This window comes from Streptomyces sp. NPDC096311 (genome assembly GCF_044763085.1).
GTDB lineage: Bacteria > Actinomycetota > Actinomycetes > Streptomycetales > Streptomycetaceae > Streptomyces.
This window is the reverse complement of record NZ_JBIWFN010000028.1, coordinates 91,498-106,493: the sequence shown is the minus strand read 5'-3', so window position 1 is coordinate 106,493 and position 14,996 is coordinate 91,498. Positions and strand designations below refer to the sequence as shown.

Here is a 14,996-nt window from a genome sequence, read left to right as displayed (position 1 = left end):
GCTGTCTGCGACGGGGAGACATGTACTGATGGATGCTGGCCCCTGCTCGCTCGCCCTACCAACGGGCCGGCTTGCCCTGGTCGAGGAACCCCTGCCCCGCCTGCTCCACTGCGTACGCGGCCACAAGCCGGTTCCAGCTGTACCGACCCGGGCCGATCTCCGAGACGAGGTGCACTCGGGTGAGGCGCGACAAGACCTTGCGGACTCGGCGTTCGGGCCGTCCGGCCAGCTCCGCGACCTGCGATGCCGCGAACATGGGGTCTGGGCAGGCGCTCAGGTCGCGGAAGAGCGCGGCTGTTTCCGTGTCGAGCAGGCGGTACGAGCGGGTGATGGACTCGCGGACATCGAGCGCCTGGTCCTCCTCGCTCGCGAAGGCGTCCAGGGTGCTGTGCTCCGGCGCCTCGTACTCGTCGGCCAGGCTCGCCAGGCGCAGCTGCGGTCGATAGGCAGCGCGGGCGGCGACGTTGGCCAGGGCCAAGGGGAGCTGCCCGGCCAGCCGGATGATGCGGTCGACGGCCTCTGGTTCGGCTGCTGTCCTCGCTGCGCCGAGTCGGCGCGCGAGGAGGCTGCGTGCGTCCGTCTGGCTCAGGGGCATGAGTGTCAGGGGAAGTGCCTGGTAGGCAGCGACGAGCGCGTGCAGTTGCATGCGGCTGGTGACAAGGGCCATGGAGCCGGGGCCTCCGGGGAGGAGATGCTTTAGCTGGTCCGTGTTCCATGCGTTGTCGAGCACGACGAGCACTCGGCGGTTGGCCAGCAAGCCGCGGAACATGAGCCCCCGTGCCTGCGCGGTCTCGGGTATGTCCTCGAGGCGGGCCCCCAAGGACTGCAGGAAGTCCTCCAGCACCTGCGCGGGGTCCCGCGGCTCGGCCTCCGGTCCGGCTCCCTGTAGGTCTGCAAAGAGCTGGCCGTCGGGGAATCGGTCAGCCAGACGGTGGGCGACGGTGGTGGCGAAAGCTGTCTTGCCGACGCCGGCCAGTCCGCCGACCGTGCAGATGGCCACAGAGGACGACGCCTCTGCATCGGCGACCAAGCGCTCGACCTGCTCCTGTTCTCTCTCGCGGCCGACGAGGCTCGGCAGGGCGGCTGGGAGCTGAGCCGGGGCGTGAGGCGGGGCGTCTGTGGCGCGTCCTTCGGGCGGTCGGCGCTTTGCGGGAGCTGGAATCGCCCGGAGAGGATGCGCTCGTGGACTTGTTGCAGTTCCGGCGACGGGCTGACGCCGAGGCGTTGACGCAGCAGGTGACTGATCGTGTGGTAGATCGTCAGGGCCTCGGACTGCCGCCCGGCACCGTAGAGCGCAGTCATGAGGAGGCCGCATATGCGCTCTCGAAGCGGGTCCTCGACAAGCAGGGCGGACAGTTCTGCGGCGGCCTCGGTGTAGCGCCCTCTCTCCACTTCGCAGGCGAGCTGCTCCTCCGCACAGGCGAGGCGCAGCTCGCCAAGGACGCTGCGCTGCTGGCCCGCGAACGGCCCCGGGACCCCGGCGAGGGCCACTCCTTTCCACATCTCGAGGCCCTCGGTCAGCAGGCTTGCCGCGGACGTCAGGTCGCCGGTGCTGCGGGCCTCCCTCGCCCTTGCCGTCGTCTCCTTGAACCTGTTCAGGTCCAGAGCGTCCGGTTGGATGTGCAGCAGGTAGCCCCCGTCGACCAGGTTCACGGAGCTGTCACTCTGCTCCCCCAGAGCCTGCCTGAGCCTGTAGACGTACGTGCGCACGGATCCTACGGCCGACGGTGGGGCGTCGTCGCCCCACACGTCCTCCACCAGCTTCGAGAGGCTCACAGGCTTGCCCGCCCTGAGCAACAGCGAAGCGAGCACGGCGCACTGCCTCGGCTGACCGGCTCCGGCCGCGACCCCTTGTTTGTGTAGTCGGACTGGGCCGAGCACCGAGAACTCGACGCCTGCATGCATAGTGCCTACCGCCCTGGAGATCCTTGTGAGGCTTGGCTGTCCGCAGGGGACCGCTCTCCCCAAACGTACCGCAGATCGGCCAATTTTCAGGACCAAATAGTCCTCTCTTGCAGGAGTCCGGCCTTTCTGCAGGGGGCCGCCGCTTTTGGTTGGCAGCTGGGGCCACATGCGGGCACAGAGCGTGCAGACGAACGCGCCCTCCCGCCGTCACGCCCCCGCCGGGCCGCCTCCGCCCGCTGGGAGGACGGTGAAGTCCAGTCCGGCACGGAGACCGCGACGCAACCGCCTGTGGCGCCGCACCGGGACCTCTCGGCGCCGAATCGCCCCAGACGGCTTAGCGCCCTCCCGCGCCCCGCTCCGGCGGATTGACGTCCTCGGCGAGCACGGCATAGGCCTTGACGTGGCCGATCGCCATGTCTAGGGCGATCCTCATGGGTTTGACGTCCCGGGCCGTCTGCGCAAGGAGGTAGCCGCCTTGAAGGGCGGCCATGAGGCCGGTGGCGAGCTCTCCGGCGTCCGCGTCGACACGGAGGACTCCTGAGTCCTTCATCCGCTCGAGCCCGGCATCGAGCAGTCCCTCCCAGGTGTCGAAGTGCCGGGCGATCGCCTTGCGCGCCTCTTCGTCCTGATCGGCCAGCTCGCTTGCAAGGGAGCCGAGCGGGCAGCCGTACGCTCCGTTTCGGAGCGCGTTGTGTTCGATCAGTGCGTCCCGCCAGCGCTCCAGCCCGCGGAGGGAGTTGAGCCGCTTCAGTAGCTGGTGCTGACGTTCGAGCAATTCTGCAGCCTGCAACGCGACAACGTCCCGCACCAGCGCATCCTTGTCGGGGTAGTGGCGGTAGAGCTGGGATTTGCTCGTTCCGCTGGCCGCCCTGACCTCGTCGAGGGTCGTGGAAGACACGCCCTTGACATACATCATGTCGACGGCGGCCCTCAATATGCGCTCTCGAGTCGCCCGCCCGCGCTCAGTCAGCCGGGAGTCGATTTTGTCGCGCGCCTGTTCCGCCACATTGGCCAGATTACCGGTGCGCACGTTAGCAGGATCCAGAAGGGACCTCAAGGTCCTTTTCCGATACCGCGCCCTCCGGCACTCGGCCCATCCGATCCGGAGCCATCGTCCCGGGCCTCCCGAGGCGGTGCCGGCCTGCCGGAGCCGCGCACTCGTTTGACCCTCTGGGTCTTGTCCGTCACGACATGCCCACATGGGGATGGCTGTGGCACGCAAGCCGGCGGAGTGGGGGCTGGAGGAGCTTGCCGTCACCACTGAGCTGATCCTCAGCGAACTGATCACCGATGCCATCCGCTACACCGAGGGTCCGACCCATCTCCGTCTGGTGCGCGACCGCGGCCTGACCTGCGAGGTTGCTGACCGCAGCCGTACCTTTCCGCACATGTGGCAGGCGGCCATGACCGACGAGGGCGGGCGGGGGCACTGTCACGTTGGCTGACAGGGTGGGATGATCTTCTGGTTGATCATGCTGGAGGGGGATGGCCCGTGGGGAACGTATCGCCGTCGCACAAGGGGCACCGGTACCCGGTCGAGGTCATCTCCCACGGTGTGTGGCTGTATCACCGCTTTCCGCTCAGCTTCCGTGAGGTGGAGGAGCTGATGCTCGAGCGCGGTGTGATCGTCTCCTACGAGACGGTCCGCCGCTGGTGTGTGAAGTTCGGGCAGCAGTACGCCAACGCACTGCGCCGCCGACAGCCCCGGCCCGGCGACAAGTGGCACCTGGACGAAGTCTTCATCAAGGTCAACGGCAAGCAGAAGTACCTGTGGCGGGCCGTCGACCAGGACGGCTACGTGCTTGACGTCCTTGTGCAGAACCGGCGCGACAAGGCCGCAGCCAGGCGCTTCTTCCGTCGCCTGATGAAGAAGACGGGTGCGGTGCCGCGGGTGGTCGTCACCGACAGGCTCCGCTCCTACGGCGCCGCCCGCCGCGAGGTCATGCCCTACGTCCAGCACCGGCAGTCGAAGTACCTCAACAATCGGGCGGAGAACAGCCACCAGCCGACGAGGCAGCGCGAACGCGCGATGAAGGGCTTCCGTTCCGTCGGTGGGGCGCAGCGGTTTCTGTCCGCCTTCAGCGGCATCTCACCCCACTTCCGGCCCCGCCGCCACCAGATGACCGCACACAACTACCGAGCCGAGATGACCATCCGCTTCGCGATCTGGGAACAGATCACCGGCGCCGTCGGCCTGGCCACGACGATCTGAGCACAGGCCCCGAACCGGGCCCAACCACTCCCCGACGCACCGTCAGACACCCACGCGCCCAACAACGTGACAGCGCCCCTTGAGGACCTCCCAGACCTTTCTGGCGGAGGCTGGCCGCTGAGCCGGATCCTTGGACAGGATCTGGGCGACAAACCGCTCCAGCTCCACGGGCGCGTCCCGGCGCAGGGTGCGCAGCGGCGCGGGCTGCTCCTTGAGGTGCTGGTTGACCAGGTGCCAGGAGGTGCCGGTGAAGGGCCGGCGGCCGGTGACCATCTCGTAGAGCACGCAGCCGAGCGAGTACAGGTCGGAGCGGTGGTCGAAGGTGCCGGCGAGTGCTTCGGGTGCCATGTAGGCCGGGGTACCGATCAGGACGCCGGTGGTGGTGATGTCGTGCCGTTCGTCGCTGCCCTTGGTGATGCCGAAGTCGACGACCGTTGCCTTGCCGCTGGCCCTGATGATGATGTTGGAGGGCTTGATGTCCCGGTGCGTCAGGTCCGCGGCGTGGGCGGCTTTCAGGGCGTCCGCGACGCAGGCCGCGACGGACAGGGCCTTGGGCAGGGGCAGTCTCCCGGCTTCCAGGGCGGCGCTGAGCGGTTTGCCGGGCAGGAGCTCCATCACCAGGTAGGCGCAGGGCTGCCCGTTGTGTGTCGTGGAGCCGAAGTCGTGGACGGTGACAATGTTCGGGTGGGCGAGGCCGCCGGCGACTGCGGCCTCGCGGGCGAACCGGGCCACCTGCCGGCTGCTGCCCGCGTCACCGGTGAGCACCTTGGCCGCGACCAGGCGGTCGATCTTGGGATCGTGTGCTGCCCAGACCTGTCCGAACCCGCCTGCACCGATCGCCTCGATCAGCTGGTAGCGCCCGTCCAGCACGGTCCCTTCCTGCACGACTCCCCCTTCCCGCACTCACCGCGACGCACGCCTTACCAGGCGTGTTCCCGTCACGCTACGCCGGGACGACCACCAGTAACAGGGAAGTGCTGATCACAGGCAGGGGACAGCGAAGAAGGACAGTCCGCTGCCCTGGTCAGATGTTGTTCCATCTCTCCTGGGCGGTGATCCACTCCCGGCGGGCGTAGACGCGGACGGCGTCCCGCTCGGCATCGGTACAGCCGTCCTCTAAAGCTGACGGGATGTCACCGGTGGTGCTGGTCCCATGCCGGTGGTCGTAGCTAACCAGTTCGCCGGCGACGTCGGAGGCGTCGGTGCGCAGCTCGACATCCTTCGGCACCGGACTACGGGAGTCTTCCTGATAGGGGCGCGGAAGGTAGCTGCCGTGTCCGTGGCACAGGGCGAGCGCGTCCAGGACGGCAGCGAGCTCGAGCAGGTCGTCCCGGCACTCCCGGGCCAGGCTGCTGACCTGGAAGTCGACGTGGCCCTGGTCACCGGCGGTGTGCGCGGCTGCCAGCTGCTGGCGTTCCATGGCACTGGAGTACAGCAGCACCGGGATGAGTTCGCCGATGCGGACCAGGTGCTTGCCGTACGCGGCATGAGCCGCCCGGCTGGTCGACCAGCCGGGCCACGGTTCATCCGGGGAAGCTCGGTGTGCGCTCATATCGCGGAAAGTTACCCACTCTCAGCAGCAGCGGGGCCGGAACGGATCATCCCGGCCGCGACCGGCATCGCGTTCCGGCCTACTGACTTCGGCTCGTCAGGGTGAACTTTCGTGAAGTCCCTGATGGGCCCGGTGCGGTGGCTGTATTCCGTGGTGTGTGAGGTATGCGGATGGGGGCGGGCTGACCGCTGCGGGCCGGCGGCGCCGGGAGACGGTACGGCTGCAGGCGGCCACGTTGTTCGAGCAGAAGATCAAGCCGTCGGCGGTGGCACGGCGTCTGCGGGTGAGCTCGAAGTCGGCTTATCAATGGCATCAGTTGTGGCGGGACGGCGGTGCTCAGGCTTTGGTCTCCCGTGGCCCGAGCGGATCCCGATGTCGTCTGTCCCCGCGCTGTCTGGAGAAGCTGGCTGCGTACCTCGAGCAGGGCCCGGCCGCGCACGGCTGGGTGGAGGACCAGGTGTGGACCGCAGCAAGGGTGGCCACCTTGATCGGCAGGAAGTTCCACGTCTCCTACAGCGTCTCCGGGGCGACGAGGCTGATGCACCGGCTCGGCTTCAGCCCGCAGGTCCCCGCGCGGCGGGTCGCTGAACGTGACGAGCAGGCTGTCACCACGTGGAAGGAGGCGACTTGGGAAGAGGTAAAAGAGCCCGGGCGGCCTGTGGGGGCTACATCTGTTTCGAAGACGAGGCAGGTTTCACCCGCCGGCCGCCCAAAGGGCGTACCTGGGGCCGACGCGGAGTGACTCCGCAGGTGACCGTGAGCGGACGACGTTCGGGACGGCTGTCCGTGGCCGGGCTGATCGCCATGCGGCCCGGCTCCCGGACCCGACTGTGCCACCGCCTGCGCACCCACCCCTCGGGCAAAGGCAAGCGTCGCAGCATGGCAGAGCGCGACTTCATCGCGCACGTCAAACGCAGCCTGGTCAACCTCGCCGTCGTCGCCCTCGACCGCCTCGAAGCCCTCGTCCGCAACCGGCTCAAACGACGTCAGTACCGGCCCGACACCCTCGACGGCTTCATAGCTGGAACCGGCCTGACCCTCGGCAATCCAACGTAACCCTGACGGGCGGAAGTCAGTCCGCAGGCGTCATCAGTGCATGGCGGTGCCACCACTGTGACTCGTAGCGTTGTCATATGACCGACGACCTTCATGTTGTCCTTGCCCGCCTCGACGTGTGGCTGGAGGCCAACGCGCCCGCGGACCACGCCGCCCTGAACCCACCCGCCGCGCAGGACGACATCGACGCCATCGCCGACCGCCGGTTCCCCCTGCACCCCGACCTGGTGACGTGGCTGGGACATCACGCCGGGACCGCCACGAAGGGCCATGGCGGTCCCGGCGTGATCCTCCCTGGAGGGTTCATCCTGCACGGCGCCGAGGGAATGCGTGCCGGTCAACGAACGATGGAAGAAGCGATCGCCGAATGGGTCGAGGAAAACGAGTCGGAGGACCCCGACCTGCGGGACATCTACGACGGGGTGTACGGGTACGCGTTCTATGTCCGATGGGTCCCGCTCGCTACGGACATCACCGGGGGCAAGCTCATCCTCGACCACCGTGGTGGAGACCGGTTCGGAAACGTGCTCTACGGTCTACACGCCGGGGACACGGAGGGTCCGGTGAAGGTGTGGGACAGCCTGTCGCACATGTTCCAAGACCTCCTCGTCGCCCTGAGCGAGGGGACGGAGATTCGCCTGCCCGGCTATGCAGATCCGGTGACACCACACCTGTCGGGCACCGGCAACGATGCCTTCGTGAGTTGGGAGTAGGACAGGGCTGCGTCCGAAGCATGACGCGTCGGACGCAGTCTTGACGAGCAGATCAGAAATTACACCGTCAGCAGGAAGTCACCATCAGGAAGTCCAGCGAAAGTCACCCTAACGAGCCGAAGTCAGTAACGCCCTCTCAGGACGTCCCGTTGCGGCATTCACCAGGGCTTGACCTGCGACTCAACACTCAAACACAACGGTGTTGGCGGCAAGGCGGTCACCCGATCATGAATTCTGGCTCGCACGCGAGGAGGAAGGCCGCGACTCGGCCGTGGTGCCGCGTGCATGACGAGCGCGACGCCACGGCCGGTCGGGCCCCATGCGTCGGTTACGCCTCAGCCTCCGCCTTCACGCCGGCCAGCGTCGTCTCGATGCCGGTGCGCAGTCGGGCCAGTCGGCCGTCGATGATCTGTTCCTCCTGCTCCGGGTACTTCTCGACGAAGTCCTGCAGCGGGCCGCGGGCGGTGCCGAGCCGCATGCCGTGCTGCAGGCGCGTACCGGTCCCGTCCGCGACCGGCTCCAGCGTGTATGCCCAGAAGGCCAGCGGTTCGCCGTGGCTGCGGTCGTTGTAGTAGACAACCTCCCACCGGAAGGTGCGCTGCTCCTCCAGTGCTGCGACGCGGCTGACGGTGTGCCACTCCCCGAGCCCGGCGTTGCGGTTGCGGCCGGAGAAGCACGCGCCGACGGCCGGTCCCTCGACCCCGTCCAGCCACTCCACTTCCTGCAGTTCGGGGCTGTGCCGGGCCGAGGTGGCGATGTCCGACACCAGCCCCCACACCCGCTCCGGTGGAGCGGCGATCTCGATCTCGCACTCCACGTGGGGACCATCGGCAAGACGCATTGCTTCAACCTTCCGAGACAGGACCGTTCCGTTTGCGGCTTCGGCCAGAGTTGTTGATGTTGTTCCGAGAGCCGGCGTCACTGTGGTGATCACGCCGTCGCGTCCACCGTGACCGCGGTCGCGACGACTCCCCGGGCGATACGCCACCGTCCCGACACCGCCGTGAACGGCCCGGGCCGCGACACGGCAGCACTGAAACCCCCGGCGCGGTCGTGGTCCGCCCACAACTCCACTTCGGCCTCGAGGAAGCCTAGTTCGCAGCGGGCCAGCGGATACCACGCCTTGAAGACCGCCTCCTTCGCGGAGAACAACAGGCACCCCCAGGACACCTCCGGCCATCGCTCCGAGAGCAGCTTCAAGTGGTCGTGCTCACTGGGGCCCGCCACCATCTCCAGTACCTCCGCCGACAGCCGGGCATGCGGCTCGGCGTCGATCCCCACCGCGGCCACGCCCGCTTCCGCGCGGGCAGCCGCCGCCGCCCGGTATCCAGTGCAGTGCGTCATCGCCCCTACGACGCCCGGCGGCCACCCCGGTTCACCCCGAGCACCCGGCACCAAGGGCACCGGCGACACCCCCAGGACTCGCAATGACCGCCGGGCAAGCACCCTTACACCCGCGAACTCCCGCCGACGCTTGTCCATCGCCTTGTCCACGACCCGCGCCTCGACGGGAAACAGCGCCCTTCTCCAGTCCCCCTCCCACTCCCCGAACGACTCCATGGCCACCACCTGCGGCGGGAGCAGGGACGCCATCAACCCGGTTCCAGGGGGCGCAGGAGACACAGGGGACACGGGAAACACAGGTGCTCGGTCGGGTTCGTGCCGGTGGATGTTCAACGCTTCATCCCCTGATGGCGCAGATTGCCGCGTTCGCGGTGAGACTCGCGCCGACCCGGGCTTCCAGGCCGACGATCGTGCCGGCCTTGTGGGCGTTGATGGGCTGCTCCATCTTCATCGCCTCCAGCACGACGACGAGGTCGCCCACCGCGACCGTCGCCCCCTCTTCGGCCGCGACCTTGGTGATCGTGCCCTGCATCGGCGACGCCAAGGTGTCGCCGGAGACGGCGGACTGGGCCTTGCGGGTGCCGGAGCGGCGTTTGATCTGGCGCGTTCCGCCCGCCGCCGTGCGCGCGCGGGACAGGCCCAACGACGCCGGGACGGAGACCTCGATGCGCCGGCCGCCGACCTCGACCACCGCGGTCTCGCGGCCGGCCGGCTCCTCGTCTCCGCCCGCCGCGGCGTCGAACGCGGGGATGGTGTTGTGGAACTCGGTCTCGATCCATCGGGTGTGCACCATGAACGGCATGGCGGAGCCGGTCAGTTCGGGGGCGAACGCCGGCTCCTCGACCACCGCCCGGTGGAAGGGGATCGCGGTCGCCATGCCCTCGACCTCGAACTCGGCGAGCGCGCGGCGGGCCCGTTCGAGGGCCTGCTCGCGGGTGGCGCCGGTGACGATCAGCTTGGCGAGCAGGGAGTCCCAGGCCGGGCCGATCACGCTGCCGGACTCCACGCCGGCGTCCAGGCGCACGCCCGGCCCGGTCGGAGGGTGCCACCGGGTGACGGTCCCGGGGGCGGGCAGGAAGCCCCGGCCCGGGTCCTCGCCGTTGATGCGGAACTCGAAGGAGTGGCCGCGCAGTTCGGGGTCGCCGTAGCCGAGTTCCTCGCCGTCGGCGATGCGGAACATCTCACGGACCAGGTCGATGCCGGCGACCTCCTCGGTGACCGGATGTTCCACCTGGAGGCGGGTGTTGACCTCCAGGAAGGAGATCGTGCCGTCCTGGCCGACGAGGAACTCGCAGGTGCCGGCGCCGACGTACCCGGCCTCGCGCAGAATCGCCGTGGAGGCGGAGTACAGCTCGGCGACCTGCTCGTCGGAGAGGAAGGGCGCCGGGGCCTCCTCGACCAGCTTCTGGTGCCGGCGCTGCAACGAGCAGTCACGGGTCGACACGACGACGACGTTGCCGTGCTGGTCGGCCAGGCACTGGGTCTCCACGTGCCGCGGCTTGTCCAGATAGCGCTCCACGAAGCACTCGCCGCGTCCGAAGGCGGCGACGGCCTCGCGTACGGCGGAGTCGTAGAGTTCGGGGATTTCCTCCAGGGTACGGGCTACCTTGAGGCCCCGGCCGCCGCCGCCGAAGGCGGCCTTGATCGCGATCGGCAGCCCGTGCTCCTCGGCGAACGCGACGACCTCGTCCGCGCCGGAGACCGGGTCCGGCGTGCCCGCGACCAGCGGGGCGCCGGCGCGCTGGGCGATGTGCCGGGCGGCGACCTTGTCACCCAGGTCACGGATGGCCTGCGGCGGCGGGCCGATCCAGACCAGGCCCGCGTCGAGCACGGCCTGCGCGAAGTCGGCGTTCTCCGACAGGAAGCCGTAGCCCGGATGGATCGCGTCCGCTCCGGACTCGCGGGCCGCGGCCAGGACCTTGTTCTGGTCGAGATAGCTGGTGGCGGGGGTGTCGCCGCCCAGGGCGTACGCCTCATCGGCGGCCCGGACGTGAACGGCGTCCCGGTCGGGGTCGGCGTACACCGCCACGCTGTTGATCCTGGCGTCCCGGCAGGCCCGGGCGACCCGGACCGCGATCTCCCCGCGGTTGGCGATCAACACCTTGCGCATGACGCTCATCCGGCCCTTCCCCTCCCACCGCTCAGTCGATCCCTCGGTGGATATGCGGCTCATCGCCCCGCTCCTCCTCCCCTGCCAGCAGCACACGCGTCGGCCAGGGCCGCTCAGAGGACGCCGCCTCCACCCGTGACTGTGTCGATTCGGAGCTGTGCATGCCGTCCATGTCCCTCTCCGTCTCCTCGTCCCCTCCTCGTCCCCTCCCTGTCAGCCTCTGGTCCCCGGGCTGCGGCGCCAGCTGCCGGGGAAGCGGTAGGGGGCGTGCCGCTCGGGGCGGTCCCACCGGGGGGCGCCCTGGGTGGCGGGGGCGTCGGCGTCCTGCGCGGTCGCCCGGGAGAGCAGCACCACGGTGAGCGCGGCGAGTTCGTCGTCGGTGACGTGGCCGCGTTCGACGCGGACCAGGGGGGACGGGGCGGCAGGGTCGATGACGATGGTCATGGGGTCAACTCCGTTCAGGTCGGGGCGAGTTCACTGGGGCGGGTTGCCGTGCTTGCGGGACGGCAGTTCGGCGTGCTTGGTGCGCAGCATGGCCAGGGACCTGATCAGGATCCGGCGGGTCTCGGCGGGGTCGATCACGTCGTCGACCAGGCCCCGTTCGGCCGCGTAGTACGGGTGCATCAGCTCGGCCTTGTACTCCTTGACCATGCGGGCCCGCATCGCGTCGGGGTCCTCGGCCGCGGCGATCTGGCGGCGGAAGATGACGTTGGCCGCGCCCTCGGCGCCCATCACCGCGATCTCGTTGGTGGGCCAGGCGTAGGACAGGTCGGCGCCCACGGAGCGGGAGTCCATGACGATGTAGGCGCCGCCGTAGGCCTTGCGCAGGATCAGCTGGATGCGGGGGACGGTGGCGTTGCAGTACGCGTACAGCAGCTTCGCGCCGTGCCGGATGATGCCGCCGTGCTCCTGGTCGACACCGGGGAGGAAGCCGGGGACGTCGAGCAGTGTCACCAGGGGAATGTTGAAGGCGTCGCACATCTGGACGAAGCGGGCCGCCTTCTCGGAGGCCTCGATGTCCAGGACGCCCGCGAGCGACTGCGGCTGGTTGGCCACGATGCCCACGACCTGGCCGTCCATGCGGGCCAGGGTGACGATGACGTTGGTGGCCCAGCGCTCGTGGACCTCCAGGTGTTCGCCGTCGTCGACGATCGACCTGATCACCGCGCGCATGTCGTACGGGCGGTTGCCGTCGGCGGGGACCAGGTCGAGGAGTTCCTCGCAGCGGCGGTCGGCCGGGTCCCCGGTCGCCTCTGCCGGGGGCGTCTCGCGGTTGTTCTGCGGAAGGAGGGAGATGAGGTAGCGGACCTCCGCGATGCAGGTCTCCTCGTCGTCGTAGGCGAAGTGGCACACGCCCGACGTCTCCGCGTGGACGTCGGCGCCGCCCAGGCCGTTCTGGCTGATCTCCTCGCCGGTCACCGCCTTGACCACGTCAGGACCCGTGATGAACATCTGCGACGTCTCGCGGACCATGAAGACGAAGTCGGTGAGGGCGGGCGAGTACGCGGCGCCGCCCGCGCACGGACCGAGCATCACGCTGATCTGCGGGATGACACCGGACGCCTTGGTGTTGCGGGTGAAGATGCCGCCGTAGCCGGCCAGGGCGGTGACGCCCTCCTGGATGCGGGCGCCCGCGCCGTCGTTCAGCGACACCAGCGGCGCACCGGCCGCGATGGCCATGTCCATGATCTTGTGGATCTTCTCGGCGTGCGCCTCGCCCAGCGCGCCGCCGAAGATGCGGAAGTCGTGCGCGTAGACGAAGACCGTGCGGCCGTCCACCGTGCCCCAGCCGGTGACCACCCCGTCGGTGTGGGGTTTGCGGCGTTCCAGGCCGAACCCGGTCGCGCGGTGCCGGCGCAGCGGCTCGACCTCCTGGAAGGAGCCCGGGTCGAGCAGCTGGTCGATGCGCTCCCGCACGGTCAGCTTGCCCTTGTCGCGCTGCCGTTGGGTGGCGGCGGCATCCGCTCCCTCGGCGATCACGTGCTTGAGGGCCACCAACTCCTCGACGCCGCTAAGCATTTCGTCCCCCTCTTGTCTCCTCGGGCGTGATCCTGGCGGCCCCGGCAGGCCCCGCGCGGCCGGGACCTACGGGGGCGGTCGCCGTCATCGGGCGACCGCCAACCGGCTCTCCACCGCGGGCCGCCCGCTCGCCGCGGCCTCGGCGACCACACGGTCGATGTCCTCCGGGGTGGCCACCGCGACGGCGCGCGCGCCCGGGTGGGAACGCTGCAGGAGCCGGGTGAGCGGCCCCGCCGGAGCCAACTCGATGTGCAGGGCGTCCGGCGCGTGGCGGGCGATCGCCGCCACGCAGAGGTCCCACCGGACCGGCGAGGTGATCTGGGTGATCAGCCGACGCCGCAGGTCGTCCGGGCCGGCCAGTGGCGCGCCGTCCTCGTTGCCCACCATCGCCGAGGCAGGCTCGGTGATGGTGACCGCCTGTACCGCGCGGGCGAACGGTTCCACCGCCGGCGCCATGGCCTCGGTGTGGAAGGCGCCCGCGACGGGCAGCCGGGCGACCCGTACCCCCGGCGGCGGCGCATCGGCGAGGGCCTCGATACGGTCCAACGGCCCCGCCGCCACGAACTGGTGGCTGCCGTTGAAGTTGGCCACGGCCAGGCCGGCCGCGGTGACCGCGGTGCCGATGTCCTCGTCCGGCGCGCCGTCCCGCCTGGTCGGCATCACCGCCGCCATGCCGGTCCGCGCCACCGCGCACGCCGCGGACATCGCCGCGCCCCGCACCCGGGCCAGGGCGACCGCGGCCTCGGGACTGAGGTAGCCGGCGCCGGCCGCGGCGGCCAGTTCACCGACCGAGTGCCCCGCGAACAGCACGTCGCCGGCGGCCGGCCCGAGCCTGCTGCGCAACAGGCGTTGCGCGAGCACGGACACGGCGACGATCAGCGGCTGTGCGAAGGCGGTGTCCGCCAGCAGCGTCTCGTCACGACTGGCCTCGACCAGGTCGAAGCCGACGGCCTGCGACCAGTCGTCGACCAGTCCGGGTGCCCCGGGAACCCCGTCCAGCCAGGGGTCGAGCATCCCCGGCCGCTGGACTCCCTGTCCCGGGGCAGTCACGACGTAGTGGTACCCCACCGAATCCCCCATCTTGGATATCTCCGAATCTTGGGTGTCTCCGACATGTCAGTCCCCGCACTGCGGGCCCACGAGCGAGTCGGCGGGGCGCAGCAGGGTGATGGCTCGCTCCACCTCCAGGACGACGCGGCCGTCCCCGGCACGCGCCACGCCGTTGAACGTGGCCGTCTCCTCGTCCCGGTCGATCAACTCGACGGAGTGCTCCAGGAGTTCGCCCGCGTACACCGCGCCGGTCACCCGCACTCCGCGCGCCGACCCGAAGATCAGCAGCTGGCGGTCGGCCCCGTCGGATTCGAGGACGATGAGCAGCCCGCATGCCTGCAGGAACGACTCCAGCAGAAGACTGGCGGGGAACTCGCCCGGCCTGGAGCGCCCCAAGTGGCTGTCCAGCTCGTGATAGGTCACGGCCTTCGTGGCCATGAGCGCACCCGGCGTGTGCCGGACGATCCGGTCGATCTGGAGCGCGGGGTAGCCGTAGGGCAGCAGGTCACCGGGGTCGGGGTGGTCCGTGGCCGGCACGGCCGACGGCGTCGTCCTGTCCGGCACGGTTGAGGGTGCGGTCTTGTCCGGCACAGCCGACGGTGTCGTCGTGTCCGGCACGGTTGATGTCGTCATGTCCGGCACCTCCACGTCGCGGTGATGCGGGCGCAGCGCTGCCCGTCGATGCTGCAGGTCGTCCTGGTGACCAGAGATGCGCGGTCACCGCTGACCGCCGTCTCGAAGACCAACTCGTCGCCGGCGAGGGCCGGTCGGCTGAAGCGAACCGAGCCGAGCTCTACCAGTTCGATGCCGCCGAGGGCCCCGTCGATGTGCAGCTCGAGCATCTGCTGCAGGCTCTCGACCAGGAACACCCCGGGGTACACCGTCAGGTCGGGGAAGTGGCCGGCCAGATAGGGGTCGTCGGCGACGATCCTCTTGCGGCCGACGAAGCCCCCGTCGCTCTCCCGGACGTCGTCCACAGCCACCAGCGGCAGCCGTCGAGCGGCATCGGAGAGGGGATGGCGTACGGCAGTCATG

16 protein-coding genes and 2 pseudogenes are annotated in these 14,996 nt (G+C 69.5%); 5 read left to right on the top strand and 13 right to left on the bottom strand.

Features of this window, described 5'->3' with window-relative positions; all coding sequences use genetic code 11:
- Positions 1 to 55 precede the first annotated feature (55 nt).
- The 3 genes and pseudogenes from ACIRA5_RS46565 to ACIRA5_RS46555 form a co-directional block, all read right to left on the bottom strand.
- Complete coding sequence (locus ACIRA5_RS46565) at positions 56 to 1,030, bottom strand: NB-ARC domain-containing protein (protein ID WP_403702536.1); 975 nt, start codon at positions 1,028 to 1,030, stop codon at positions 56 to 58.
- A 200-nt stretch (positions 1,031 to 1,230) separates the two neighbouring features.
- Positions 1,231 to 1,905 (bottom strand): annotated as a pseudogene (locus tag ACIRA5_RS46560) (BTAD domain-containing putative transcriptional regulator); the annotation flags it as partial.
- 334 nt (positions 1,906 to 2,239) lie between these two features.
- Entirely contained in the window at positions 2,240 to 2,935 is a 696-nt protein-coding gene (locus ACIRA5_RS46555; RefSeq protein WP_403702533.1) for a TetR/AcrR family transcriptional regulator, read from the bottom strand.
- 184 nt (positions 2,936 to 3,119) lie between these two features.
- Between ACIRA5_RS46555 and ACIRA5_RS46550 the strand changes: the two are divergent.
- A pseudogene (locus ACIRA5_RS46550) lies at positions 3,120 to 3,332 on the top strand (hypothetical protein); the annotation flags it as partial.
- 65 nt (positions 3,333 to 3,397) lie between these two features.
- Positions 3,398 to 4,117, top strand: a complete 720-nt coding sequence (locus ACIRA5_RS46545; protein ID WP_403702530.1) for an IS6 family transposase — start codon at positions 3,398 to 3,400, stop codon at positions 4,115 to 4,117.
- A 42-nt stretch (positions 4,118 to 4,159) separates the two neighbouring features.
- On the opposite strand, the gene ACIRA5_RS46540 is transcribed toward ACIRA5_RS46545, so the two are convergent.
- Both ACIRA5_RS46540 and ACIRA5_RS46535 read right to left on the bottom strand, forming a co-directional pair.
- The gene (locus tag ACIRA5_RS46540) at positions 4,160 to 5,002 is read right to left on the bottom strand and encodes a serine/threonine-protein kinase (RefSeq protein WP_403702528.1); all 843 of its coding nucleotides are present in this window, start codon (positions 5,000 to 5,002) and stop codon (positions 4,160 to 4,162) included.
- Between the two features lie 139 nt (positions 5,003 to 5,141).
- The gene (locus ACIRA5_RS46535; RefSeq protein WP_403702525.1) at positions 5,142 to 5,669 is read right to left on the bottom strand and encodes a hypothetical protein; all 528 of its coding nucleotides are present in this window, start codon (positions 5,667 to 5,669) and stop codon (positions 5,142 to 5,144) included.
- Between the two features lie 181 nt (positions 5,670 to 5,850).
- Here ACIRA5_RS46535 and ACIRA5_RS46530 point away from each other — a divergent pair, with 181 nt between their 5' ends.
- From ACIRA5_RS46530 to ACIRA5_RS46520, 3 genes are all read left to right on the top strand, one after another.
- Entirely contained in the window at positions 5,851 to 6,411 is a 561-nt protein-coding gene (locus ACIRA5_RS46530; protein WP_403702625.1) for a winged helix-turn-helix domain-containing protein, read from the top strand.
- An 8-nt stretch (positions 6,412 to 6,419) separates the two neighbouring features.
- A complete protein-coding gene (locus tag ACIRA5_RS46525) occupies positions 6,420 to 6,725 on the top strand; it encodes a transposase (RefSeq protein WP_403702522.1) in 306 nt (101 codons plus the stop codon).
- Between the two features lie 77 nt (positions 6,726 to 6,802).
- The gene (locus tag ACIRA5_RS46520) at positions 6,803 to 7,438 is read left to right on the top strand and encodes an SMI1/KNR4 family protein (RefSeq protein ID WP_403702519.1); all 636 of its coding nucleotides are present in this window, start codon (positions 6,803 to 6,805) and stop codon (positions 7,436 to 7,438) included.
- A gap of 328 nt (positions 7,439 to 7,766) precedes the next feature.
- Here ACIRA5_RS46520 and ACIRA5_RS46515 read toward each other — a convergent pair whose 3' ends face one another.
- From ACIRA5_RS46515 to ACIRA5_RS46480, 8 genes are all read right to left on the bottom strand, one after another.
- Positions 7,767 to 8,279 (bottom strand): SRPBCC family protein, encoded by a 513-nt coding sequence (locus tag ACIRA5_RS46515; RefSeq protein ID WP_403702516.1) that lies wholly within the window; start codon positions 8,277 to 8,279, stop codon positions 7,767 to 7,769.
- 89 nt (positions 8,280 to 8,368) lie between these two features.
- Positions 8,369 to 9,031, bottom strand: a complete 663-nt coding sequence (locus tag ACIRA5_RS46510) for a 4'-phosphopantetheinyl transferase (RefSeq protein ID WP_403702513.1) — start codon at positions 9,029 to 9,031, stop codon at positions 8,369 to 8,371.
- A gap of 88 nt (positions 9,032 to 9,119) precedes the next feature.
- Positions 9,120 to 10,892, bottom strand: a complete 1,773-nt coding sequence (locus ACIRA5_RS46505; protein ID WP_403702623.1) for a biotin carboxylase N-terminal domain-containing protein — start codon at positions 10,890 to 10,892, stop codon at positions 9,120 to 9,122.
- Between the two features lie 213 nt (positions 10,893 to 11,105).
- On the bottom strand, positions 11,106 to 11,336 hold the full coding sequence (locus ACIRA5_RS46500) for an acyl-CoA carboxylase subunit epsilon (RefSeq protein ID WP_403702510.1): 231 nt from the start codon (positions 11,334 to 11,336) through the stop codon (positions 11,106 to 11,108).
- 30 nt (positions 11,337 to 11,366) lie between these two features.
- Positions 11,367 to 12,911: an acyl-CoA carboxylase subunit beta gene (locus ACIRA5_RS46495; RefSeq protein ID WP_403702507.1), complete on the bottom strand. Its 1,545-nt coding sequence runs from the start codon at positions 12,909 to 12,911 to the stop codon at positions 11,367 to 11,369.
- Positions 12,912 to 12,995: 84 nt separating this feature from the next.
- Complete coding sequence (locus ACIRA5_RS46490; protein ID WP_403702504.1) at positions 12,996 to 13,961, bottom strand: ACP S-malonyltransferase; 966 nt, start codon at positions 13,959 to 13,961, stop codon at positions 12,996 to 12,998.
- Positions 13,962 to 14,027: 66 nt separating this feature from the next.
- Positions 14,028 to 14,594: a 3-hydroxyacyl-ACP dehydratase FabZ family protein gene (locus tag ACIRA5_RS46485; RefSeq protein ID WP_403702501.1), complete on the bottom strand. Its 567-nt coding sequence runs from the start codon at positions 14,592 to 14,594 to the stop codon at positions 14,028 to 14,030.
- Positions 14,591 to 14,995 carry a hypothetical protein gene (locus ACIRA5_RS46480; RefSeq protein WP_266651358.1) on the bottom strand — a complete coding sequence of 135 codons (405 nt, stop codon included), beginning with the start codon at positions 14,993 to 14,995 and terminating at the stop codon, positions 14,591 to 14,593. The genes ACIRA5_RS46485 and ACIRA5_RS46480 overlap by 4 nt, the downstream gene beginning before the upstream one ends.
- Position 14,996 lies beyond the last annotated feature (1 nt).